Source organism: Hydrogenophaga sp., from assembly GCF_051860785.1.
Lineage (GTDB): Bacteria > Pseudomonadota > Gammaproteobacteria > Burkholderiales > Burkholderiaceae_C > Hydrogenophaga.
Genome location: NZ_JBIMLB010000004.1, coordinates 229,610 through 252,735, shown reverse-complemented (window position 1 = coordinate 252,735; position 23,126 = coordinate 229,610). Strand labels below are relative to the sequence as shown.

The 23,126-nt window shown below is 64.1% G+C and carries 22 protein-coding genes and 2 tRNA genes; 18 read left to right on the top strand and 6 right to left on the bottom strand.

The window, feature by feature from the left end; translation table 11 throughout:
• Positions 1-46 precede the first annotated feature (46 nt).
• Together ispD and ispF are read left to right on the top strand one after the other, a co-directional pair.
• Complete coding sequence (ispD, locus tag ACTIF6_RS08220; RefSeq protein ID WP_439587473.1) at positions 47-769, top strand: 2-C-methyl-D-erythritol 4-phosphate cytidylyltransferase; 723 nt, start codon at positions 47-49, stop codon at positions 767-769.
• Positions 766-1,266: a 2-C-methyl-D-erythritol 2,4-cyclodiphosphate synthase gene (gene ispF / locus ACTIF6_RS08215; RefSeq protein ID WP_439587472.1), complete on the top strand. Its 501-nt coding sequence runs from the start codon at positions 766-768 to the stop codon at positions 1,264-1,266. Before ispD ends, ispF begins: the two co-directional genes overlap by 4 nt.
• Here the strand turns inward: ispF and ACTIF6_RS08210 are convergent.
• Together ACTIF6_RS08210 and ompR are read right to left on the bottom strand one after the other, a co-directional pair.
• The gene (locus ACTIF6_RS08210) at positions 1,250-2,653 is read right to left on the bottom strand and encodes an ATP-binding protein (protein ID WP_439587471.1); all 1,404 of its coding nucleotides are present in this window, start codon (positions 2,651-2,653) and stop codon (positions 1,250-1,252) included. The genes ispF and ACTIF6_RS08210 overlap by 17 nt on opposite strands.
• Positions 2,653-3,384, bottom strand: a complete 732-nt coding sequence (ompR, locus tag ACTIF6_RS08205) for an osmolarity response regulator transcription factor OmpR (protein ID WP_428290801.1) — start codon at positions 3,382-3,384, stop codon at positions 2,653-2,655. Before ompR ends, ACTIF6_RS08210 begins: the two co-directional genes overlap by 1 nt.
• Before the next feature lie 169 nt (positions 3,385-3,553).
• On the opposite strand from ompR, the gene ACTIF6_RS08200 reads away from it, so the two are divergent.
• Both ACTIF6_RS08200 and ACTIF6_RS08195 read left to right on the top strand, forming a co-directional pair.
• On the top strand, positions 3,554-3,850 hold the full coding sequence (locus tag ACTIF6_RS08200; protein ID WP_439587470.1) for a hypothetical protein: 297 nt from the start codon (positions 3,554-3,556) through the stop codon (positions 3,848-3,850).
• A gap of 77 nt (positions 3,851-3,927) precedes the next feature.
• Entirely contained in the window at positions 3,928-4,611 is a 684-nt protein-coding gene (locus ACTIF6_RS08195; protein WP_439587527.1) for an SIMPL domain-containing protein, read from the top strand.
• Positions 4,612-4,614: 3 nt separating this feature from the next.
• Here ACTIF6_RS08195 and ACTIF6_RS08190 read toward each other — a convergent pair whose 3' ends face one another.
• The gene (locus tag ACTIF6_RS08190) at positions 4,615-5,385 is read right to left on the bottom strand and encodes a 3-hydroxybutyrate dehydrogenase (RefSeq protein ID WP_439587469.1); all 771 of its coding nucleotides are present in this window, start codon (positions 5,383-5,385) and stop codon (positions 4,615-4,617) included.
• Positions 5,386-5,465: 80 nt separating this feature from the next.
• On the opposite strand from ACTIF6_RS08190, the gene ACTIF6_RS08185 reads away from it, so the two are divergent.
• From ACTIF6_RS08185 to rimO, 5 genes are all read left to right on the top strand, one after another.
• Positions 5,466-6,386, top strand: coding sequence for an alpha/beta fold hydrolase (locus ACTIF6_RS08185; protein WP_439587468.1), 921 nt, complete (start codon positions 5,466-5,468; stop codon positions 6,384-6,386).
• 19 nt (positions 6,387-6,405) lie between these two features.
• On the top strand, positions 6,406-8,718 hold the full coding sequence (locus ACTIF6_RS08180; RefSeq protein WP_439587467.1) for a RelA/SpoT family protein: 2,313 nt from the start codon (positions 6,406-6,408) through the stop codon (positions 8,716-8,718).
• 41 nt (positions 8,719-8,759) lie between these two features.
• A tRNA-Val gene (locus ACTIF6_RS08175) sits at positions 8,760-8,836 on the top strand.
• Positions 8,837-9,030: 194 nt separating this feature from the next.
• Complete coding sequence (phaR, locus tag ACTIF6_RS08170; RefSeq protein WP_439587466.1) at positions 9,031-9,573, top strand: polyhydroxyalkanoate synthesis repressor PhaR; 543 nt, start codon at positions 9,031-9,033, stop codon at positions 9,571-9,573.
• A 46-nt stretch (positions 9,574-9,619) separates the two neighbouring features.
• Positions 9,620-11,005, top strand: coding sequence for a 30S ribosomal protein S12 methylthiotransferase RimO (gene rimO / locus ACTIF6_RS08165; protein WP_439587465.1), 1,386 nt, complete (start codon positions 9,620-9,622; stop codon positions 11,003-11,005).
• A gap of 55 nt (positions 11,006-11,060) precedes the next feature.
• Here rimO and ACTIF6_RS08160 read toward each other — a convergent pair.
• Positions 11,061-11,145 (bottom strand) — tRNA-Leu (locus ACTIF6_RS08160).
• 34 nt (positions 11,146-11,179) lie between these two features.
• Between ACTIF6_RS08160 and rnr the strand changes: the two genes are divergently transcribed.
• From rnr to ACTIF6_RS08145, 3 genes are read left to right on the top strand one after another with little or no spacing between them, the layout of a single operon-like run.
• Positions 11,180-13,474, top strand: coding sequence for a ribonuclease R (gene rnr / locus ACTIF6_RS08155; protein WP_439587464.1), 2,295 nt, complete (start codon positions 11,180-11,182; stop codon positions 13,472-13,474).
• Positions 13,475-13,491: 17 nt separating this feature from the next.
• A complete protein-coding gene (locus tag ACTIF6_RS08150; RefSeq protein ID WP_439587463.1) occupies positions 13,492-14,391 on the top strand; it encodes a gamma-glutamyl-gamma-aminobutyrate hydrolase family protein in 900 nt (299 codons plus the stop codon).
• A 53-nt stretch (positions 14,392-14,444) separates the two neighbouring features.
• Complete coding sequence (locus ACTIF6_RS08145; RefSeq protein WP_439587462.1) at positions 14,445-14,996, top strand: YggT family protein; 552 nt, start codon at positions 14,445-14,447, stop codon at positions 14,994-14,996.
• 9 nt (positions 14,997-15,005) lie between these two features.
• On the opposite strand, the gene ACTIF6_RS08140 is transcribed toward ACTIF6_RS08145, so the two are convergent.
• Together ACTIF6_RS08140 and ACTIF6_RS08135 are read right to left on the bottom strand one after the other, a co-directional pair.
• Positions 15,006-16,649 (bottom strand): NAD(P)H-hydrate dehydratase, encoded by a 1,644-nt coding sequence (locus ACTIF6_RS08140; protein ID WP_439587461.1) that lies wholly within the window; start codon positions 16,647-16,649, stop codon positions 15,006-15,008.
• A gap of 30 nt (positions 16,650-16,679) precedes the next feature.
• Complete coding sequence (locus ACTIF6_RS08135) at positions 16,680-17,966, bottom strand: FAD-dependent oxidoreductase (RefSeq protein ID WP_439587460.1); 1,287 nt, start codon at positions 17,964-17,966, stop codon at positions 16,680-16,682.
• Positions 17,967-18,292: 326 nt separating this feature from the next.
• On the opposite strand from ACTIF6_RS08135, the gene rpsB reads away from it, so the two are divergent.
• The 6 genes from rpsB (at position 18,293) to ACTIF6_RS08105 (ending at position 23,124) form a co-directional block, all read left to right on the top strand.
• Positions 18,293-19,048 (top strand): 30S ribosomal protein S2, encoded by a 756-nt coding sequence (gene rpsB, locus ACTIF6_RS08130; RefSeq protein ID WP_439587459.1) that lies wholly within the window; start codon positions 18,293-18,295, stop codon positions 19,046-19,048.
• Between the two features lie 110 nt (positions 19,049-19,158).
• A complete protein-coding gene (tsf, locus tag ACTIF6_RS08125; protein WP_439587458.1) occupies positions 19,159-20,046 on the top strand; it encodes a translation elongation factor Ts in 888 nt (295 codons plus the stop codon).
• Between the two features lie 145 nt (positions 20,047-20,191).
• Entirely contained in the window at positions 20,192-20,902 is a 711-nt protein-coding gene (pyrH, locus tag ACTIF6_RS08120; protein WP_439587457.1) for a UMP kinase, read from the top strand.
• A gap of 43 nt (positions 20,903-20,945) precedes the next feature.
• Complete coding sequence (frr, locus tag ACTIF6_RS08115; RefSeq protein WP_439587456.1) at positions 20,946-21,506, top strand: ribosome recycling factor; 561 nt, start codon at positions 20,946-20,948, stop codon at positions 21,504-21,506.
• Positions 21,507-21,539: 33 nt separating this feature from the next.
• Positions 21,540-22,310 carry a polyprenyl diphosphate synthase gene (gene uppS, locus ACTIF6_RS08110; protein WP_439587455.1) on the top strand — a complete coding sequence of 257 codons (771 nt, stop codon included), beginning with the start codon at positions 21,540-21,542 and terminating at the stop codon, positions 22,308-22,310.
• Positions 22,303-23,124, top strand: a complete 822-nt coding sequence (locus ACTIF6_RS08105) for a phosphatidate cytidylyltransferase (RefSeq protein ID WP_439587454.1) — start codon at positions 22,303-22,305, stop codon at positions 23,122-23,124. The genes uppS and ACTIF6_RS08105 overlap by 8 nt, the downstream gene beginning before the upstream one ends.
• The last annotated feature ends 2 nt before the right edge of the window (positions 23,125-23,126 follow it).

Here is a 23,126-nt window from a genome sequence, read left to right as displayed (position 1 = left end):
GGTTGGGCCGGGGGTGCGATGGCTGATTCTAGAATGCAGGCACACCATGCCCGATGCGCCGACCGAATTGACCTCCCACCCCACTCCCCGTTGCCATGCCCTGCTGCCCTGTGCGGGCACGGGTTCCCGGGCTGGCACCGAACTTCCCAAGCAATACCAGCCCATCGCCGGCCAGCCCATGGTGATGCACACGCTGGCTGCGCTGCGTGGCGTGGCGCGGATCGAACTTTGCGTGGTCGTCATTGCGCCGGAAGATGCCTGGTGGGCATCACAGCCCGTCGGGGCTGTTCTCGCGCGATGTGGTGGAGCGACCCGCGCAGAGAGTGTCTTCAACGGCTTGCAGGCCCTGATGGAACAGGGCGCGCATGCGGACGACTGGGTGCTGGTGCACGATGCGGCACGCTGCCTTGTCACCCCGGCGCAGGTGGACGCGCTGATCGACGCCTGCTGGAACGATGCCGTGGGTGGTCTGCTGGCATTGCCCTTGCCGGACACACTCAAGGCCGAGACAAAAGGTCGAGTGGCTACCACCGTCGAACGTGCCCACAAATGGCTGGCGCAGACGCCGCAGATGTTCCGCCTGGGTGCGCTGCGCGCTGCACTGGCCGCGACCGAAGGCAGTGGCTTCGCCGGGATCACCGATGAGGCCAGTGCCATGGAACTGGCGGGGCATCATCCCTTGCTGGTGCGCGGCAGCGCACAGAACTTCAAGATCACCTACCCCGAAGATTTCGCGCTCGCCGAAGCCGTGATCAGGAGCCGCCCATGACGATCAGCCTGCCCACCTTTCGAATCGGTGAGGGCTGGGACGTGCACGCACTCGTGCCGGACCGGCCCCTGATCATCGGTGGCGTGAAGGTTCCGCACACCCATGGTCTGCTCGGACACTCCGATGCCGACGTGCTGCTGCATGCCATCACCGACGCCTTGCTCGGTGCGGCCGCGCTGGGTGACATCGGCCGCCACTTTCCGGACACCGATGCTCGTTTCAAGGGCGCCGATTCCAGTGTGTTGCTGGCCGAGGCGGCGCGTCGCGTGCGCGAAGCGGGTTTCGAGATCGGGAATGTGGACAGCACCGTGATCGCGCAGGCCCCAAAGCTGGCGCCGCACATCGACGCCATGTGCGGGCGCATCGCCAGTGCCCTTGGCTTGGCGCGGGATCAGGTCAACGTGAAGGCCAAGACCGCCGAGAAGATTGGTCCGGTAGGGCAAGGCCTCAGCATGGAGGCTCGTGCCATCGTGCTGTTGATCAGGAAGACGCCCTGACCAGTTTCATGTGAGCCGCCAGGCCACCGGTGCTGCTGTTGGCCAGCGCGAAGCGCCCACCCATGCGTGCAATGGCTCGGTCCACGATGGCCAGGCCCAGACCAGTACCGGTGGCCGCGGTGCGTGACACGTCGCCCCGAAAGAACGGCTGGGTGAGTTGCTCGATCTGATCGGGATTGACGCCCTGGCCGTAGTCGCGCAGCTTGATCAGCACGAAGTCGTCCTTGGCCTTGGCCGCGATCTCCACCCGCGTCACACCGGTGTCAGGGTCCTTGCCATAGCGCATGGCGTTCTCCAGCAGGTTGGCGAAAACGCGCTGGAGTTCCACCGCATCGCCCATCACGATGGTGTGCAGCGGAATGTTGGTGCTGACGACGGTGTTCGGATCCTGGCCCACGGAGTAGATGGCCGCGTCCACCACCTGGTTGAGGTTCACGCGCTCGGGCTTGATGTGGTCGGGCCGTGCGTAGTCCAGGAATTTGTCGATGATGGCGTTGACCTGTTCGATGTCGGCCGACATGTGCTCGCGCGCCTGCGGGTCGTCCACGCTCATTTCGGTTTCCAGGCGCAGGCGCGCCAGCGGCGTGCGCAGGTCGTGCGAGATGCCGGCGAGCATGAGTGCGCGGTCCTGCTCGATCTTGGAGAGGCGCTGCGCCATTCGGTTGAAGCCGATGTTGACCTCCCGGATCTCGCTGGTGGCCACGGATTCGTTGAGCTGGCTGGCGTTGAAATCGCCTTCGCGCACGCGGCTGGCGGCAAACGACAGCTTCTTGAGCGGGCGGTTGATCAGTCGCGCGATCAGCGCCGCGCCGGTGAGCGAGAGCAGGGCGGCCGTGCCCAGCCAGATCAGCCAGGTGGTGCCGGCCACCGGCCCGATGCGGGACGGGTCGGTCAGCAGCCAGTACGGGTCGTCATCGATGGTGAAGCCGATCCACAGGCCCGGTGTGCCATTCACCTCGCGCGCCACCAGCGTGTCGGGCCCGAGGCGGCCACTGAGCCGTTCGGCCACGTTGCGGCTCAACGCATCGGTGTTGTAGAGGCGAAAGGTGTCGGTGGGTTCACGCGGCGCGATGCGCAGGCCTTCCTCGCTGGCGAGGGTCTTGATCAGCGAAACGCGGGCAATGGCGTCCGAGTGGATCAGCGCCGCCCGGCTGAGGTTGACCAGCGAGGCGAGCTGGTTGGCGCTCTGGAGTGCGCGCGGTTCGTACTCAAGCGCCCGGAAGGTCTGCAGCCAGGCGACGATGCAGCCCACAAGCAGCAGCGCCAGGAACAGAAACGTGCGCCAGAACAGGCTCACGCCCCGGTTGGGACGCATTTCCAACGGCGCAGGCGCTGTTTCCAGCGAGGCCGGCTGGGTCTCGAACGGAACGCGTGACTCGTCGGACATCAGGCATTGCCGTCCGGCACGAAGACGTAGCCCACGCCCCAGACCGTCTGCAGGTAGCGGGGTGAGGCGGCGTCCTCTTCAATGAGCTTGCGAAGGCGCGAGACCTGAACGTCCAGGCTGCGGTCGAAGGGTTCGAACTCGCGGCCGCGCGCCAGCTGGGCCAGCTTCTCGCGCGAGAGCGGCTGGCGCGGATGGCGAACCAGGGCCTTGAGCATGGCGAACTCACCGGTGGTCAGCGGCAGGTCCACGCCGTCCTTGCGCAGGGTGCGCAAGCTGAGGTCGAACTCGAACGGGCCGAACTTCACAACCTCCTGATCTTGCGACGGGGCGCCAGGTACCTCGGTGGGGGGGCGGCGGCGCAGCACGGCATGGATTCGAGCCAGCAGTTCGCGCGGATTGAAAGGCTTGCCAAGGTAGTCGTCGGCACCGACCTCCAGGCCGACGATGCGATCCACGTCTTCGCTTTTCGCGGTGAGCATGATGATGGGTGTGCGGTCGCCATTGGCGCGCAAGCGGCGGCAGATGGAGAGCCCATCCTCGCCGGGCATCATCAGATCGAGCACGATAAGGTCGACCGAATCCCGCTGCAGCACGCGGTTGAGGGCCTTGCCGTCCTCGGCCAGCATGACCTCGAAGCCTTCCTGCATCAGATAGCGGCGCAGCAGGTCGCGGATGCGCACGTCGTCGTCGACGACAAGAACCTTGTTGGGGCGGACACTGTTTTGTGGCATGGGAGCAACTTCCGAAATATGTAACAAACTCGATTGTGGCAGCGCCAAGTGGTTGTCAGCACTCAATTTTTATTTTCCTGACACGCTGTTACAGATGTTGCCCGCGCTGGCAGCGACTTCACGGAGGCCACATCACACAATCGGCCAGATGTTCATACTTGAGCGCACCATGAAATCCTTTCTGACAAGCGCGTTCCTGTTGTCCGTCATCAGTCCACTGGTGGCGGCTCAAGACGTTCAGCGCGTGCATCCGGTACCTTCGGATGTGCCGCCGACGGTCTTGCCCATCTCGATGGGCGACACCAGCGAGGTGCGCGGGCCGATGCGCCTGCGCGATGCGCTTCGCCAGCCTTTCGACGACATGGACGACACCAGCAAGCCCTACCGCCTATCGGTGGAAGAGCGCCAGCGCTTGCGCGAGCAGCTGCGTGAACAGCCTCCTTATGAATCCCGCTTCAAGCCATGACCCTTCCTTCGATCCGACCGCTCAAGCTCTCTTCCAAGCCCTCTTTTTCCTTCCCACGCGTCCTCCTTCCGGCCGTCATGGCCCTGGGATTTCTGGCCGTCGCTCCCGCTCACGCGCAGGGCGTCGCGCCCGTACCGGCCAACGTGGTGAACATCTCCGCAAGTGGTTTCATGGAAGTGCCGCAGGACTGGTTGAGCATGAGTCTGAACACCACCCGTGAAGGGCCCGACGCTGTCACCGTGCAGAACCAGCTCAAGCAGGCGCTCGACGCGGCGCTGACCGTCGCACGTGCCAGCGCGAAGCCGCAGCAGCTGGAAGTGCGGACTGGGCAGTTCAGCCTGCATCCCCGCTATGGCAGCAACGGCAAGATCAATGGCTGGATGGGCAGCACCGAACTGGTGCTCGAAGGCCGTGATTTCGCGCTCATCAGCGCCACGGCCGGCAAGATTCAGACGCTCACCATGGGCAACATGGGCTTCTCGCTGTCGCGCGAAGCGCGTCAGAAGCTCGAAGCCGATGTGCAGGCGCTGGCCATCGAGCGCTTCAAGCAGCGCGCGAACGACGTCGCCAAGGGCTTCGGCTTTGCCGGCTACAGCCTGCGCGAAGTGGCCGTGAGCTCGGCCGACCAGGAGGGCCGCCCCATCCAGCCGCGCATGATGGCCATGGAGGCCAAGGCCGCGATGTCGGATGCGGCGGTGCCGGTGGAAGCCGGCAAGTCCACCGTCAACGTGACGGTGTCCGGCTCGGTGCAACTGCGCTGACGCTCACTGCGCGGCCCAGCCGCCGTCCATGTTCCAGGCGACGCCACGCACATTGTTGGCGGCGGGTGAGCAGAAAAATACCGCGAGTTCACCCAGCTCTTCAGGCGTGGTGAACTGCATTGAGGGTTCCTTCTCGCCCAGCAATTGCTTCTTGGCATCTTCGTTGGACAGACCCTGTGCTGCGGCCTTGGCGTCCACCTGCTTCTGCACCAGCGGCGTGAGCACCCAACCGGGGCAGATGGCGTTGCACGTCACGCCCGAAGTGGCGTTCTCCAGTGCCGTGACCTTGGTCAGACCCAGGATGCCATGTTTGGCTGCCACGTAGGCCGACTTCTCGGCCGAGCCCACCAGGCCGTGCACCGAAGCCACGTTGATGATGCGGCCCCAGTCGGCCTTCTGCATGGCGGGCAGTGCGAGTCGGCTGGCCAGAAAGGCGCTTGTCAGGTTGATCGCGATGATCGCGTCCCAGCGCTCGACGGGGAAGTTTTCCACGCGCGCCACGTGCTGGATGCCGGCGTTGTTGACCAGGATGTCGACCTGGCCGAAGGTGGCCGCGGCGAACGCCATCATGGCTTCGATCTCGGCAGGTTTGCTCATGTCCGCGCCGTGGTAGGCCACCTTCGCTCCCAGCGCGCCAATCTCGGCCTTGGGGCCTTCGGCATCACCAAATCCGTTCAAAACGATGTTGGCGCCCTGGCGCGCCAGGGCCTTGGCGATGCCCAGCCCGATGCCGCTGGTGGAGCCGGTGACGAGGGCGGTCTTGTTGGCAAGCATGGGGGTACTCCAGTTCCATTACGATTGGTTGAAAAGCGCTTGAAAGCATTATCACGGAGGCCTTCGGCCCCCTTTCCCCCATGCAAGAACCATCCCTGCAATATCTAGATGTCGGCGCCCCCGCCGGCCAGAAAGGCGCACCGCGCCGTCTGGCTTACTGGGACTGGCCGTGCACGTCCGGCGACACCGGGCACGTGGTGGTCTGTGTGCATGGCCTGGCGCGCCAGGGCCGTGATTTCGACACCCTGGCCCGAGCGCTCACGGAACGTGCCCGGGTGATCGCGGTGGATGTCGCCGGGCGCGGGCAGAGCGACTGGTTGGCCGATCCCATGGCCTACCAGGTGCCCACGTATGCGGCCGATCTGGCGGCGCTTTTGATGACGCTGCGCGCGGGCCGGCCAGACTTCGTCGTCGACTGGGTCGGCACCAGCATGGGAGGGCTGATCGGCATGGCCGTGGCTGCTCAGCCGGCGTTGGCCATTCGCCGATTGGTGCTCAACGATGTGGGACCGGTGGTGCAGTGGGAAGCCTTGCAGCGCATCGGCACCTATCTGGGGCGGAACCCGTCCTTCGACAGTGAACAGGCCGCCATCGACTACCTGGTCTCGATCTCCGCCACATTTGGCCCGCACAGCGCCGAGCAATGGCGTGCGCTGTCGCTTCCCCTGTTGCGGGAGCGCGAAGGCCGTTGGTGGCTGCACTACGACCCGGCGCTGGCCTTGCCCGTGAAAGCCCTGATCGACATGCCCGATCAGGTGCAGGCGCATCAGATCGTGCGCGATGGCGAGGCCACACTCTGGGCCCTGTACGACGCCATCACGGCGCGCACCTTGCTGTTGCGTGGCCAGCAATCCGATCTGCTGACTGAGGCCACGGCCCATGAGATGGCGCAGCGTGGCCCAAAGGCCCGGTGCGTCGCATTCGACGGGGTGGGGCATGCGCCCACGCTGGTGGCCTCCGACCAGGTGGAAACCGTCCGGTCGTTCCTGTGGGCCGAATGAAAGTGGCGCAGGGAAAGTCATGAAGCGATCCGCGGGTTCCACCTTGGGCGAAGTGCAGGAGACACACGCGGCGCCGGTCGTACCGTCGGCCATCGTGGCGGCGACATCCGACAGCCTGCCCAGACAGGCGCAGGCACTGACACGTGCGCGCGCCTTTGCCGAACCCTTGATCGCCAGCGAGCATCTCGATACGGGCGAGAACATCCTGGCGCACGCCGACGCGGTGGCTGGCGTTCTGAGCGACATCGGAGGCTCCGAGGCGATGCAGGCCGCAGCCTACCTTGTATATGCCTGCCAGCACCTGAACCGACCGCAGGAGGTGATCTCCAAGGCGTTTGGCGAGAACTTCGCGGCGTTGGCGGTGGAGACCACCAAGTTGGTGCAGTTGCAGCGCCAGGCTCGACTCAAGCACGCCGAGGTACAGGCCAAAAAGGAAGTGGAACGTCTGGCAGCCCAGGAGCAGGACTTGCCCGTCACCGCCGCTGGCAAGACATTCGTCTCCGAGCTGGCGGCAAGCCAGACGGAGAACGTTCGCAAGATGCTCCTGGCGTTCTCGCGCGATCTGCGCGTGGTCATGCTGCGGCTCGCTTCGCGCTTGCAGACCCTGCGCTATTTCGCCGCCTGCAAGACCGAGCCGGGCGATGCCCTGGCCAGCGAGTCGCTGCACGTGTTCGCCCCGCTGGCCAATCGCCTGGGCATCTGGCAGATCAAATGGGAGATGGAGGATCTGGCGTTCCGCTTCCTGGAACCTCAGACTTACAAGGACGTCGCGCGCCTGCTCGACGAAAAGCGCGCCGAGCGCGAGGCCCATGTGGAGCAGGTGCGGCAGCAACTGGAAGAGGAGCTGCACCTGCAAGGGGTGCATGCCTCTGTGCAGGGTCGACCCAAGCATATCTACAGCATCGTCAAGAAGATGCGCGGGAAGTCGCTGGACTTCGAGCAAGTGTTCGATATCCGGGCCCTGCGTGTGGTGGTGCCTGAGGTGGCCGACTGTTATGCCGCGCTTGCCCACGTGCACGCCAGGTTCTCACCGTTACCCGATGAGTTCGACGACTACATCGCCAAACCCAAGGCCAATGGCTACCAGTCGTTGCACACGGTGGTGCGTGACGCGCAGGGAAGGGCGTTCGAGATCCAGATCCGCACCCGGGCCATGCACGACCATGCCGAGCACGGTGTGGCGGCGCACTGGGCTTACAAGGAGGCGGGGACCAAGGGCTATGCGGGTGTTTCGGCCAGCTCCGAGTACGACGCCAAGATCGCGGTTCTGCGTCAGCTGCTGGCATGGGAGCGCGACCTGAGCGGTGCCGCTCAAGGGTTGTTCGAAGACCGCATCTACGTGCTCACCCCTGACGCCGCCATTGTGGAATTGCCCCAGGGCGCAACCGCAGTGGACTTCGCCTACACCGTGCATACCGATCTGGGCCACCGCTGCCGCGGCGCGCGCGTCGATGGCGCCATGGTCACGCTCAACACGCCGCTGCAGAACGGTCAGACGGTGGAGATCACCGCGGCGAAGGAGGGCGGACCCTCGCGCGACTGGCTCAACGCCGAGCTGGGCTACCTCGTGAGTCACCGCGCCAAGAGCAAGGTGCGCGCCTGGTTCAACGCCCAGGCCATGGAAGAAACGGTGGCGCGAGGGCGCGAGGCGGTGGAAAAACTGCTTCAGCGAGAGGGGAAGACGGCCCTGAAATTCGACGATCTGGCCGTGGCGCTTGGCCTGGCCTCAGCGCAAGAGCTGTTCGAGCAGGTTGGCAAGGACGAACTCTCGCTGCGTGCCATCGAGACCCACCTGCGCCCACCCGAGCCGGAGGTGCCGTCTGAAGTGCCGGTCTGGCTGAGGAAGCCGCGCAAGTCGTCTGGGCAGACCGGCGGCGGCGTGCTGGTGGTGGGCGTCGAATCGCTCATGACGCAGCTTGCCAGGTGCTGCAAACCGGCGCCGCCGGACGAGATCGGCGGCTTTGTCACGCGCGGAAAGGGTGTGAGCATCCATCGCAGCGATTGCAGCGATTTTGCCCACCTGCAGCGCAAGAATCCCGACCGCGTGATCGAGGTGCAGTGGGGTGGCCAGCCCACAGGTGGACGGGACGCGCAGCCTTCGGTCTACCCGGTCGACGTGGCCATCGAGGCACTGGACCGGCAGGGCCTGCTGCGTGACATTTCCGATGTGTTCGCGCGCGAGAAGATGAACGTGATCGGCGTTCAGACCCAGTCGGTCAAAGGTATTGCCTGGATGACCTTCACCATCGAAGTCCCCGACGCAAGGCAGGTTGCGCGCGCCATGTCGGCGGTGGGCGACGTGGCCGGGGTGCGCGTGGTTCGCCGCAAGTAGCCGTCGCGGGATGCTATACTGCGAGGCTTCGAATCGTTTGTAGGCGCGTAGCTCAGCTGGTTAGAGCACCACCTTGACATGGTGGGGGTCGTTGGTTCGAGTCCAATCGCGCCTACCAATCCGATTCTTCCCTCTCGACGAGGCAAGTCCTCCAAAAATGCCTGGCAGCCATGCCGGGCTTTTTTTTGCCCATTCTCTGTCTGATGCACAGGGAAAACCCATGTTGGTCCGCAGCAATCGGGTTTTTAGAATGTGCCGTATCCTCCGAGCAGACGGTGGGCGACCCTGCCCGCTCTTTCCAGAAAGTCCTCAGTGCAAAAAACCAAGGCCGACAGCGGCGGTGAGCGCGCTCCCGCCGTGCGCGTGATCAAGAAGTACCCGAACCGGCGTCTTTACGACACCGACACTTCGTCGTACATCACGCTGGCTGAAGTGAAGGCGCTGGTCATGGACAACGAGCCTTTCGTTGTGCGCGATGCCAAGACCAACGACGACCTGACCCGCAGCATCCTGCTGCAGATCATTCTGGAAGAAGAGACCGCGGGCGTGCCGATCTTCACCGAGCAGGTGCTGGCCAACATCATCCGTTTCTATGGCCATGCCATGCAGGATTTCATGGGGTCTTACCTGGAGAAGAACGTCCAGATCTTCATGGACCTGCAGCACAAGATGACCGAGCAGTCCACCGGCGTCAATCCCGAGGCCTGGAAGCAGTTCATGAATGTGCAATCGCCCATGATGCAGGGCATGATGGGCACCTATCTGGAACAGTCGCGCAACGCCTTCACGCAGATGCAGGAGCAGATGCAGAAGAACAGCGAGCAGATGCTGGCGGCGCTGGGGTTGAAGCGCTAGTCCCCTGGCATCCGCGGCTTTTGGGCGGGTCTGAGACAATCGGGCCATGTCTGAAACGCTTGCTTCGCCGCCTGTTGCGGTCCCCAAAGTCGGTTTCGTCAGCCTGGGCTGTCCCAAAGCGCTGACCGATTCCGAACTCATCCTCACGCAACTCAGCGCGGAGGGTTACCAAACTTCCAAGACCTTTGCCGGTGCCGATCTGGTGATCGTCAACACCTGCGGCTTCATCGACGATGCGGTTCGCGAGAGCCTGGACACCATCGGTGAGGCGCTGGCCGAGAATGGCAAGGTCATCGTCACCGGTTGCCTCGGTGCGCGAGAAGGCGAGGGCGGTGGCAATCTGGTGCGGCAGATGCACCCCAGCGTGCTGGCGGTGACGGGCCCTCATGCCACGCATGAGGTGATGAGTGCGGTGCACGAGCACCTGCCCAAGCCGCACGATCCCTTTGTGGACCTCGTGCCTCCTCAGGGCATCAAGCTCACGCCGCGCCATTACGCGTACCTCAAGATCAGCGAAGGCTGCAACCACCGCTGCACTTTCTGCATCATCCCTTCGATGCGTGGCGATCTGGTGAGCCGGCCGATCGGGGACGTGCTGACAGAAGCACGCAAGCTGTTCGAAGCGGGGGTGAAGGAATTGCTGGTGGTCAGCCAGGACACATCGGCTTATGGTGTCGATGTGAAGTACCGCACCGGCTTCTGGGATGGCAAACCAGTGAAGACGCGCATGTTGGATCTGGTGCGTTCACTGGGCGAAATCGCAAAGGGTTACGGCGCCTGGGTGCGCCTGCACTACGTCTATCCATACCCTCACGTGGACGACATCATTCCGCTCATGGCCGAAGGCCTTTGCCTGCCGTACCTGGATGTGCCTTTGCAGCACAGTCACCCCGATGTGTTGCGCCGCATGAAGCGACCCGCCAGTGGTGAAAAGAACCTGGAGCGCATCGCTCGATGGCGCGAGCTGTGTCCCGAGATCGTGGTGCGCAGCACATTCATTGCTGGATTTCCTGGCGAAACAGAAGCCGAGTTCGACCACTTGCTGGACTTCCTGCGCGAAGCTCGCATCGATCGTGCGGGATGTTTTGCGTACTCACCCGTGCCCGGTGCGACGGCGAATGAATTGCCGGATGCCGTGCCCGATGCGCTGCGTGAAGAGCGTCGTGCACGCTTCATGTCGGTGGCCGAAGCTGTCTCTGCCGCTAAGCTCCAGCAGCGCGTGGGCGCGACCATGCAGGTGCTGGTGGATTCGGCGCCCGGCATGGGCAAGAAGGGCGGTGTCGGCCGCAGTTATGCAGATGCGCCGGAGATCGATGGCGTTGTGCGCCTGCTGCCGCCGGAGAAGATCAGCAAGACCTTGAAGGTCGGTGAATTCACCAAGGCACGTGTCGTGGCCGCGCAAGGCCATGACCTGTTGGCAGTGCCGATTTGACGGCACGTCACAAAAGGAAAAGGCCAGCAAACTTGCGTTTGCTGGCCCTTATGATTGGTGCCCAAGAGAGGACTCGAACCTCCACGCCTCTCGGCGCTAGTACCTGAAACTAGTGCGTCTACCAATTCCGCCACCTGGGCATCTCAGGAAAACCGAAATTATAGCAGAGTAAAAGTGAACGAAAAAAGCAGCCTGTTGGCCGAATACGAAGGTGTTGTCTCCGGTCATCGCGATGGACATGGTTTTGTGATCCGCGACGATGGCCAGGCCGATATCTATCTCCCGTCCAACGAAATGCGGGCGGTTTTGCACAAGGATCGCGTCAAGGCGCGCATCGTGCGACTGGACCGGAAAGGTCGACCCGAAGGCCGTGTGACAGAGATCGTTGAACGCTCTGATTCACCCATCATCGGGCGTCTGCTCCAGGAGAGCGGCGTCTGGCTGGTCGCACCCGAAGACAAGCGCTATGGCCAGGACGTGTTGATCCCCAAAGGGGCCACGGGGTCGGCCAAGCCTGGCCAGGTGGTGGTGGTCGAACTCACCGAGCCGCCAGCGCTGTACGGCCAGCCGGTTGGGCGCGTGAAAGAGGTGCTGGGTGAGATCGACGACCCCGGCATGGAGATCGAGATTGCTGTGCGCAAGTACGGCGTGCCGCATGAGTTCTCGGAGGCTGCTCTGGCGCAGGCCCGTGCGCTGCCGGACCACGTGCGTGCAGCCGACCACAAGCACCGCGTGGACCTGCGCGACGTGCCTCTGGTGACCATCGACGGAGAAGACGCACGCGACTTCGACGATGCGGTGTATTGCGAGCCCGCCAAGGTGGGCAAGGGCAAAGGCTGGCGCCTGCTGGTGGCGATCGCCGACGTGAGCCACTACGTGGAGACCGGATCGCCCATCGACGTGGACGCGTACGACCGCGCGACCTCCGTGTATTTCCCCCGGCGCGTCATCCCCATGCTGCCGGAGAAGCTGTCCAACGGCCTGTGCTCGCTGAACCCCGGTGTGGAGCGGCTCTGCATGGTGTGCGACATGCTGATCAACGCCAAGGGCGAGGTGCACGCCTATCAGTTCTACCCGGCGGTGATGTTCAGCCATGCACGCTTCACCTACACCGAGGTGGCCGCCATCTTGCAGAACACCCGCGGCCCCGAGGCAGCGCAGCGCAAGGCCCTGGTGCCCTACCTGCTCAACCTGCACGACGTCTATCGCGCCTTGCTGGCGGCACGTGGTGAGCGCGGTGCCGTGGACTTCGAGACCACCGAGACCCAGATCGTGTGCGACGAGTCTGGCCGCATCGAGAAGATCATTCCTCGCACCCGCAACGATGCGCACAAGGTGATTGAAGAAGCGATGCTCGCGGCCAATGTGTGTTCGGCCGATTTCATCAGCGAGGGCAAGCACACCGGTCTGTACCGCGTGCACGAGGGCCCCACGCCTGAGAAGCAGGAGATCCTGCGCAACTACCTCAAGGCCATGGGCGTGTCGCAGACCATTGGCGACAACCCCAAGCCAGCCGATTTCCAGCAGATCGCCAACGCGACCAAGGATCGGCCGGAGGCGCAGCAGATCCACACCATGCTGCTGCGCTCCATGCAGCAGGCGATCTACACGCCGATCAACAGCGGCCACTTCGGACTGGCTTTCGAGGCTTACACGCACTTCACCAGCCCGATCCGCCGCTACCCTGATCTGCTGGTGCACCGCGTGATCAAAGCCATTCTGGCGCGCAAGCGCTACGAGTTGCCAGCCTTGCCCACTCCAGGCGAGGCCCACGCCAAACTCAGCAAACGCCTGGCCAGCCGCGCCAAACCGCTTGCGGCGGGCGAGGTGTCGAAGAAGCCTTCGCTGGACACGTTGGCCTGGCAGGCCGCTGGCCTGCACTGCAGCGCCAACGAGCGCCGTGCCGATGAAGCCAGTCGCGACGTGGAAGCCTGGCTCAAGTGCAAGTACATGCGCGAGCACCTCGGTGAGGAGTTCAGCGGCGTGGTGAGTTCGGTCACCAGCTTCGGTCTGTTCGTCACGCTGGATGCGATGTACGTCGAGGGACTGGTCCACATCACAGAGCTGGGTGGCGAGTACTTCCGGTTCGATGAAGCGCGCCAGGAACTGCGTGGCGAGCGAACCGGCATTCGCTACGCACTGGGAACCCGTGTTCAGGTGCAGGTGAGCCGCGTGGACCTGGATGGCAGGCGCATCGATTTTCGGCTGGTCAGCGGCGATGACGAACTGCTGTTGCGAGCCATGCGCGACAAGACTGGCCAGACGGGTCCAGGGGATGGCGCTGCGCCTTCGGGTCGCTCCGACAAGTCGCGCAGGGGCCGGGACGCCGGGTCTGGCAGCCGCAAGGGGGCCGCTCCTTCTGCGCCGGTGCTGGAGGTGAAGTCTGCGGTGCGCAAAGCCGCGGGCAAGAAAACGGATCGAGGTGCTGCGCGCAGTACCGCCAGCAAATCGCGCAAGAGCCGTCGCTGAAAGCCAAGGTCGCCCGAATGCCCGATCGCGCAACCACCTCTACCCGCCGCAAACCGCACGTCGTACCCACCGAACGCCCACTGCGCATCGGCGTGTCTGCCCGCTTGCTGCACTCGGTACCTCCTGAGCTGGGCTTTCGCAACAAGATCCTGCAGTACATCGAACAGTCGCTGGCGCACTGGATCATGGAGCATGGGGCTGTGGCGTTCATGGTGCCGGCCGTGGCCCACGACAGCAAGCACGCGGCGCGGCATCTCAAGGTCGAGCATGTGGTTCAGGAGTTGGATGCGTTGGTGCTGCAAGGGGGCGCCGATGTGGCGCCCCAGACCTATGGCCAGATGCCGATCGATCCCCGTTGGCAGGGTGACGTGGTTCGTGATCGGTATGAGCTTGCCTTGCTGCGCACTTTTGTCGCGCAGAAAAAGCCGGTGCTGGGCGTTTGCCGGGGTGCGCAGTTGCTCAACGTCGCCTTTGGGGGCACGCTCTACCAGGACATAGCGACCCAGTGTCCGGCAGCGCATGCCCATGTGGAAACCGATCTGTACGACCAGCATGAACACGACGTCACGTTTCTGCAGGGCACGGCGCTCACGCGCTTGTACCCGAATGCTTCGCAGTTGCGCGTGACCAGCATCCACCACCAGGCTGTGGCCGAGATCGGAAAGGGCATGGTGGTTGAGGCGGTCTCCACGCTGGACGGCATGGTGGAGGCCATCCGCTGGACAGGCGACTCGTATGCGCGTGGTGTGCAGTGGCACCCGGAGTTCCACCATGGCCGCGACGCCCTGGCCGACAGTTCGCCCATCATGCTCGATTTCCTCGAAGCATCCAGGGCGGCCGCGCTGCAGCGCCTGGCGGACGGACTTGAGCCGGACCCCCGGTTGCCGCTGGCGCCGTTGCGCCTGTCGGGTGACTAAGTCGCCGCCGCCGGCCTAAACTCCGCTTCTGTCTGGTCGAATCAGGTCAACGCATGCGCATCGTCTTCTTCCTGCTCGAAACCCTGTTTTTCTTTCTGGTGGCAGCTGCCTTGCTGCGCGCCTGGATGAACCAGTTGCGCATTCACATGTCGGCACAGCCCGGTCGCTTTGTGATCGCGCTGACCGACTGGCTGGTCATCCCGGTTCGACGCATCCTTCCGCGTTCCCTGGCGCAAAGCCGAGTCGACTGGGGCAGCCTCATCGCGGCGCTGCTGCTGGCGCTGCTCTACGGGGTTGTCTGGCTGTTGCTGGCGACCGGGGTGTCGGACCGCTCGTTTTCAGTGGAGGCCTCGCTGTTAACGGTGCTGCAAATGGCGTTTCGCCTGCTGGTGCGCACCTTGCTGCAAGGCCTCATGGTGCTTCTGCTGGTTTACGCCATCCTGTCCTGGGTACAGCCGCACGCGCCAGTGATGGGTACGCTGGAGCGCCTCTGCGGCCCCATTCTTCGACCCGTGCGGCGTGTGGTGCCCTTGATCGGTGGCGTGGACCTTTCGGTGCTGGTCCTCATCATCCTGCTGCAGGTCGGGCTGATGCTTCTGGGCTGAACAGTGACGTCAGGCCAGGCGTTGCACCCTAGCTGCGAGGGCACTGGCACTCAGGCTTGAGTCGCCAGACCAGCGATCGGCCAGCCAGCCATGCTGGAAAACCGCTGCGGCCACTTGTCGAAGGCCCCTTGATCCGTCGGCGCTCCCGGGGCGAGCGAGTGTGCTGCCCACCATGCCGGCCAGCACATCGCCGGTACCCGCCGTGGCCAGAGCCGCATTGCCTGTGGGATTGATCCAGGGCACCTCGTCCGGAGCAGCCAGCACCGTGCCCGAGCCCTTGAGAACGCACACCGCGCCGAAACGGTCGGCCAGTGTCCGTGCAGCTTTTAGCCGGTCGGCCATCACAGTTGCGGTGTCGCTGCCGAGCAGGCGGGCCGCCTCCAGTGGGTGTGGGGTGAGCACGGTCGTCCAGCCGCGTCCCTGGCGGTGGCGCAGCAGGGCCTGCAGGCTGGTATCGGCAGCGATCGCGTTGAGCGCGTCGGCGTCGAGCACGAGGCGTGTGGCCACTGAAAGTACCTGTGGCAGCACGGCCGCCACGCTGCCGCCGCCACCACATCCACAGACGACACTGCCCTGCCGCAGGATGGAACGCTCCAGCAGCCGCTCTGGCCGGCGGAACATCAATTCGGGACTGACCGGATCCCAGGTCAGTTCGCCCGCGCCCTGCGAATGCAGAAGCCCCACGAAGACCCTTCCCGCCCCGGCATGCAGAGCGGCGCGCGCGGCAAGCAAGGCGGCGCCCGTCATGCCCGCACCGTCCACGCAGATGCCCTGTCCACCCAGCACCAGCACGTCACCGAAGCTGCCTTTGTGGCTGGCGTGTGCCCTGACGGCCTTTTCAAGTACCGGATCTGCCTGACCTGCGAGCCAGGCCGCAACGGATGTTTTGGCCGCAGGCGCCACGCCCAGGTCGTCCAGCCAGACCCGACCGGCCGCATCCCGGCCTTGGGCGGTGAAAAGGCCGGGCTTGAGGGTGAGTAGGGAGAGTGTGTGCCTTGGTGCGCCCGGCGGGGGTAACGGTGTGTCGGCAGAGGTCGCCAACGCACCGGTGTCGGCGTCCAGTCCGCTGGGCAAATCCACGCACAGCACGGTATTCGACGTCGAACGAAGGATGGAAAGCCATTCGCCCAGCCGCCCTTGCGCAGGCCGTGTGGCACCGATGCCAAGCAGGGCGTCGATGGCCAGGTCGAAGCTTTCCGGTGCCTGTTCGGCGAACGCCACGCCGGCCTGGCGCGCGGCCTCCAACGCGAGGCGGGCGTCGGCAGGCAAGCGGCTGCCATTGGCAGTATCACCGGTCCAGTGCGTTACCACGACCTTTGCCGAGCCGCCGCGTGCCTGTGCCCATTGGTGCAGGTGCGTGGCGGCCACCAGGCCGTCACCCCCGTTGTTGCCGGGCCCGCATGCCACCCAGATGACGCGGGCGTGCGGTTTCAGCGCACGTGCAAGTCTCGCCACGGAAAGTCCTGCTCGCGACATCAGGGTATGGTCGGGCAATTGCGCCAAGGCATCGCGCTCGAAGCCGCGCGTGGACTCGACGCTGTAGAGCGCCTCGCGCCGCGCCGTACCGATCGGCCGTGGGCCGCCAGGTCCGGAGATGGGTTCCTGTGAGGGCGAATGGGTTGTCACGAGATGCCTGGATGAAGCTGCGGACATTTCATCACGTTTGCTCCAGGCACCTGCGCCTCAAAGCCCGAAGCGCTGGGGGGAAAAACCGACCAGATCCACATCCGGCTCACGGCGTAGCAGACGATCCGCCAGGGCGCGGGCGCTGCCACAGGCTGTAGACCAGCCGCTGGCACCATGCCCCAGGTTGAGCCACAGGCCGGGCACTCGGGTCGGCCCGATCAGGGCGAGGCCATCTGGCAGGCTGGCCTGAACGCCCTGCCATTCCTGGATGCTGCCGCGGGGGCCGCCCAGTCGCACTGAGCCCGGAAACCAGTCGGCCAGAACCTGGTAGAGGCGGGCTAATGAGGCTTTGGACGGTTCGCCTGCTGTAGCACCGAACTCTTGTCCGCCTGCCACTCGCACGCGCTGCCCGAGGCGCGCAATTGAGATCCCGCTGCGGGCGTCGAGCACGGCCGACAGTGGCGCGTCCAGTGGCTCGCGAACCGCTGCGCTCAGGGAGTGGCCGTGCACCATTCTCAGGGGCAGGCGAAGCCCAAGGGGGTTCAGCAGATCTGTGCTGTAGGCGCCGGCGCACACGATCACTCCATCGAACCTCTCGGAACGGGAGGCTTCTTCTCTTCCAGCCAGAAACGATCGAACGGAGACATCCACCTGGCCTTCGGGGCGCGGGGCGAGCGCGTCCACCCGAGTGTCGAATTCGAATCGGCAACCCATGGACTGGGCTTCGGCTCGCAGCAGGAGCGCGAATTCGCGGCAGTTGGCAACGCCTTCTCCACCAAGTTCGACCGCGCCGTGCAAAGGCGTTTCCCCACTCAGGGCGGGTTCGAGCGCTCGGGCCTGCTCGACACCCAGCACCTTGAATGCGACGCCACTTTCGCGCATCAGCGCCAGCGCCGACTGTGCAGCTTCCGCATCGCGCTCGTTGCGCAACAGCACGAGCATGCCCTGACTGCGATCGTGATGGAGCTCGCGTTCGTTGGTGATCGATGATTGCCTTTGCTGGCTGTAACGCAGCAACTGATGGAGGTGTCGATGGCGTTGCGCCGGCCGACCACTCTTGCCAGCCTGGGACCATTGCCAGAGCCAGGACCATTCACCCCATGCCGGCAGTCGCGCCAGCCTCAACCCATCGACTCCCCGGGCGGACCAGGGCATGCGCACTTGCCGCTGGGAACCGGTCCAGTCGGATGTCCAGCCCGGAGCGACGAGCGCACCGGTGGCGAAGCTGGCTTCTTCGGCGATGGTGCTCCGGCGTTCGAACACCGTCACCTCGTGTCCATCGAGCGCAAGTTCGTAGGCGGTGGTGGTGCCCGCCACACCCGCGCCCACCACGGCGAGCCTCAAGGCTGGCCTCGTGCGGCAACCGGCGTCGAAAATTCGGATGAAACGGGAAGGGGGTCGGGCGCGGGTTCTGCGCTGAGGTGGGAATCGGTGCGGTGCGGGACGATGGGCATGGTGCGGGGCGCAAAGGAGCGTGAAGTCCGGGTAGGCTGCTATAATCGACAGGCTTTGCCAAAGGCGGCATGAACATGGTGTTCATGGCACTTTGGATGAAGCGTAATCGCAAACCAGCCCAACCGGGTGTTGCTCGCCGCGCATGAACCGTCAAAGGTTCAACGATGCTGGCAATCGGGGCTGGATTTTAGACTCAACCTCTGGAAAGTTATCCCATGTCCATCTCCATGCGCGAAATGCTGGAAGCCGGTGTCCATTTTGGTCACCAGACCCGCTTCTGGAACCCCAAGATGGCGCCGTACATCTTCGGCCATCGCAACAAGATCCACATCGTCAACCTCGAAAAGACGCTGCCCCTGTTTGAAGAGGCCGCCAAGTTCGTGCGCCAGCTCTCTGCCAACCGCGGCACCATCCTGATGGTGGGCACCAAGCGCCAGTCGCGCGACATCGTGGCCCAGGAAGCCCGTCGCGCCGGCGTGCCTTTCGTCGACCAGCGCTGGCTCGGCGGCATGCTGACCAACTTCAAGACGGTCAAGACCTCCATCAAGCGCCTCAAGGACATGCAGGCCCAGAAGGAAGCTGGCCTGGAAAGCATGACCAAGAAGGAGCAACTGATGTTTGCCCGCGAGATGGAGAAGCTCGAGAAGGACATCGGCGGCATCCAAGACATGAACGCGTTGCCCGATGCCATCTTCATCATCGACGTGGGCTTCCACAAGATCGCTGTGCTCGAAGCCCAGAAACTGGGCATTCCTCTGGTGGGCGTGGTCGACACCAACCACTCGCCCGTGGGCATTGACTACGTCATCCCCGGCAACGACGACTCGGCCCGTGCCGTCGCACTCTACGCCCGTGGCATCGCCGACGCGATCCTCGAAGGCCGCAGCAACGCGGTGAACGACGTTGTCAAGGCTGTCGCCGCTGAAGGTTCCGACGAGTTCGTGGAAGTCAAGGAAGACGCTTCCGCCTGAGCTTGCCTCCCCCATGAAAGAGGGGCTCGAGTAGCCCCTTTTTCACAAGACAATTGAATCATTGACCCGTCCGCGCCCCTTCGGGATGCGCGGCGCAAGGAGAAACAAGAATGGCAATTACCGCAAGCATGGTCGCCGAACTGCGCGCCAAGACCGACGCGCCCATGATGGAATGCAAGAAGGCGCTGACCGAGGCCGATGGCGACATGGCCAAGGCCGAAGAGCTGCTGCGCGTCAAGCTGGGCACCAAGGCCGGCAAGGCCGCCAGCCGCGTCACCGCCGAAGGCGTGGTGGCCAGCTTCATCGAGGGCGCCACCGGCGCACTGATCGAAGTCAATTGCGAAACCGACTTCGTCACGAAGAACGACAGCTTCCTGTCGCTGGCCAACGCGGCTGCCAAGCTGGTGGCCCAGAACAACCCAGCCAATGTGGAAGCCCTGGGCGCGCTGGCGTACAGCCAGGACGGGTTCGGTCCCACCCTGGAAGACGTGCGCAAGGGCCTGATCGGCAAGATCGGCGAGAACATGAGCTTCCGCCGTTTCAAGCGCTACAGCGGTGGTGGCAACGTGACCGGCTACCTGCACGGCACGCGCATCGGCGTGCTGGTGGAGTTCGATGGCCAGGAAACCCCGGCCAAGGACACGGCCATGCACATCGCTGCCATGAAGCCGGTTGCGCTGACGAGCGCCGACGTTCCCGCCGATCTGATCGAGAAAGAGCGCTCGGTGGCCACGGCCAAGGCCGCCGAGTCCGGCAAGCCGGCTGACATCGCTGCCAAGATGATCGAAGGTTCGGTGCAGAAGTACCTCAAGGAGGTTTCGCTGTTCAACCAGCCCTTCGTGAAGAACGACAAGCAGACCGTCGAGCAGATGCTCAAGGCCACCGGTACCACCGTCAAGGCGTTCACGCTGTACGTGGTGGGCGAAGGCATCGAGAAGAAGGTCGACGACTTTGCCGCCGAGGTGGCGGCCCAGGTGGCGGCCGCCAAGGGCGCCTGATTCGATCGGAGCAATTCTGACAACGGGCCGCAAGGCCCGTTGTGCCGTATGGGTCTTTTTTATACCCTGAGGCAGCGGGAGGAGCCAGGGTCCTCGCTACACTTGCCGGTTGAGTCTTTGTCTATCGATTTCTGAAAGTTGCCGCATGCCAGCCTACAAACGGATTCTGCTGAAACTGTCGGGAGAGGCCCTGATGGGCGACGACGCTTTCGGCATCAACCGGGCCACCATCGTTCGCATGGTGGAGGAAATTGCCGATGTCACCCGCCTGGGTGTGCAGGTGGCCATCGTCATCGGCGGCGGCAACATTTTTCGCGGTGTGGCGGGTGGCTCGGTGGGCATGGATCGGGCGACAGCCGATTACATGGGCATGCTGGCCACGGTGATGAATTCGCTGGCCCTGGCCGACACCATGGACAAGGCGGGGCTGGTGGCGCGCGTAATGTCGGCCATCGCGATCGAGCAGGTGGTCGAACCCTACGTGCGGCCCAAGGCGTTGCAGTACCTGGAAGAGGGCAAGGTGGTGGTGTTTGCTGCCGGCACCGGCAATCCGTTCTTCACCACGGATACCGCCGCCGCTCTGCGCGGTGCCGAGATCGGTGCCGAGATCGTTCTCAAGGCCACCAAGGTGGATGGCGTCTACTCTGCCGACCCCAACAAGGACCCGAGCGCCACGCGCTACACCACCATTTCGTTTGATGAAGCCATGAGCAAGAACCTGCAGGTCATGGATGCGACAGCGTTCGCGCTGTGCCGCGACCAGAAACTGCCCGTCAAGGTGTTCTCGATCTTCAAGCCCGGCGCGCTGCGCAAAGTGGTGCTGGGCGGTGACGAGGGGACACTGGTTCACGTCTGATGACCTTTTCTCTCTTTCTTTTTCGCTGCATCGAGGAGTATTCATGAGCACCGACGAGATCCGCAAGACCGCTGAGCACAAGATGCTCCAGTCGGTGGAAGCGCTGAAGAACGGCCTGTCGAAAGTGCGCACCGGCCGTCCCAATCCGGCATTGCTCGATACGGTCCATGTCGAGTACTACGGTTCCATGCTGCCGCTGTCGCAGGTCGCCAATCTGACGCTCCTGGATGCACGCACCATCGGTGTGGCGCCCTGGGAAAAGGGCATGGGCGCCAAGATCGAAAAGGCCATCCGTGAATCGGACCTGGGGCTGAATCCCTCCAGTCAGGGTGATCTGATCCGTGTGCCGATGCCGCCCATGACCGAAGAACGCCGCAAGGAACTCACCAAGGTGGTGCGGGGGGATGGCGAGGCCGCCAAGATCGCGATCCGCAATCTGCGTCGCGATGCCAACGAGGCCGTGAAGCGTCTCGTGAAAGACAAGCTGGCCTCCGAGGACGACGATCGCCGTTCCCAGGAAGACATTCAGAAGCTCACCGACCGCATGATTGCGGAGGTCGATCGCCTCGTCGCTTCCAAGGAACAGGACATCATGGCGGTCTGAAGCTTCGCCTCGTTACCGACCTCCATGCGCCCGATGTCCAACACCTCCGCCTCCCAGACCCGTACACCTGCGGCGCTGCCCGGGCACATCGCCATCGTGATGGATGGCAATGGCCGCTGGGCTCAGAAGCGATGGCTGCCGCGTGTGGCCGGCCACAAGCAGGGCGTCGAGGCGCTTCGGCGGGTGGTCGAAGCCTGTATCGAGCGCGGAGTGCCGGTACTCTCGGTGTTTGCGTTCTCGTCCGAGAACTGGAATCGCCCGGTGGAAGAGGTGTCCGGCCTCATGGATCTGCTCGTCATGGCGCTCTCGCGCGAAGTGCCGCGCTTGAGCGAGAACGGCGTGCGGCTGCATTTCCCAGGCGATCGTTCAGCCCTCTCGTCGCGCGTGGTTCAAGGCCTGGAGGCAGCAGAGCGCGATACCGCTCACAACCGCACGCTGGTGCTCAATGTGTGCTTCAACTACGGTGGCCGCTGGGACGTGACCCAGGCCGCACAACGTCTGGTGCAGCAGGGACGAGAGATCACGGAAGACAATCTGTCCAGCGCCATGGCGCTGGCGCACGTGGGTGATCCGGATTTGCTGATCCGCACCGGTGGCGAGTTGCGCATCAGCAATTTCCTGCTGTGGCAGTCGGCTTACACCGAACTGGTGTTCACCGAGTGCCTGTGGCCCGATTTCGACGCGGCCGAACTGGACCGTGCGATGGCCGAATTTGCCAACCGCGAGCGCCGTTTCGGGCAAACCGCTGAGCAGCGGGCCGAGGTCGAGCCCATGGCAGTGGCTGCGGGCCAGCAACATGCTTAAGCAGCGTGTCATCACGGCGCTCCTGCTGCTGGCCGTTCTTCTCCCTGCCTTGTTTTACCCCTCGATCGAACCGTTTGCGGCGCTGACCTTGCTGCTGATCGGTGCGGCCAGTTGGGAGTGGGCCCGTCTGAACGGATGCGGCCCAAGATTGGCCCTCGCGGTCGGTCTGGGGATGGGTTTCTTGATGGCGTTGGTCTGGTTTGCTGGTGGGCTCACGACGGCCCTGCGTCCCCTCTGGCTCGCCGTGGGTGCCCTCTGGGTGCTGCTGGCGGTGGCCATGCTGGGTCGTGGGGTCGCTGGCTGGAGCACCTGGCCTGCCAGCCTGCGCCTTTGGGGTGGGCTGGTCCTGATTGCCTGCGCATGGTTGGCTCTGGTGCAGGCGCGCGTGGTGGGCCTGGGCTTTCTGCTGTCGGTGCTGTTGCTGGTCTGGATGGCCGATATCGCAGCCTACTTTGGCGGCAAGGCGCTCGGGCGGCGCAAGCTGGCACCGACCATCAGCCCAGGCAAGAGCTGGGAGGGCGCGATCAGTGGACTGGTGGGTGTGCTGCTGCTCGCCGCAGCATGGCTTTGGGCCGACGGGCAGGGCGACAGTCTCTACGCCAGGCTCTGGGCACTGGGCCCGGCGCTGGCGGTGCTTTCGCTGGTGTTCCTGTGTGCCATGAGCGTGGTGGGGGACCTGGTGGAGTCGTTGGTCAAGCGCAGTGCCGGCGTCAAGGACTCCAGTGCCTTGCTGCCTGGGCACGGCGGGGTGCTAGACCGGGTCGACGCACTTTTGCCCGTGTTGCCGCTGACCATGATGCTCATCACAATCTGACG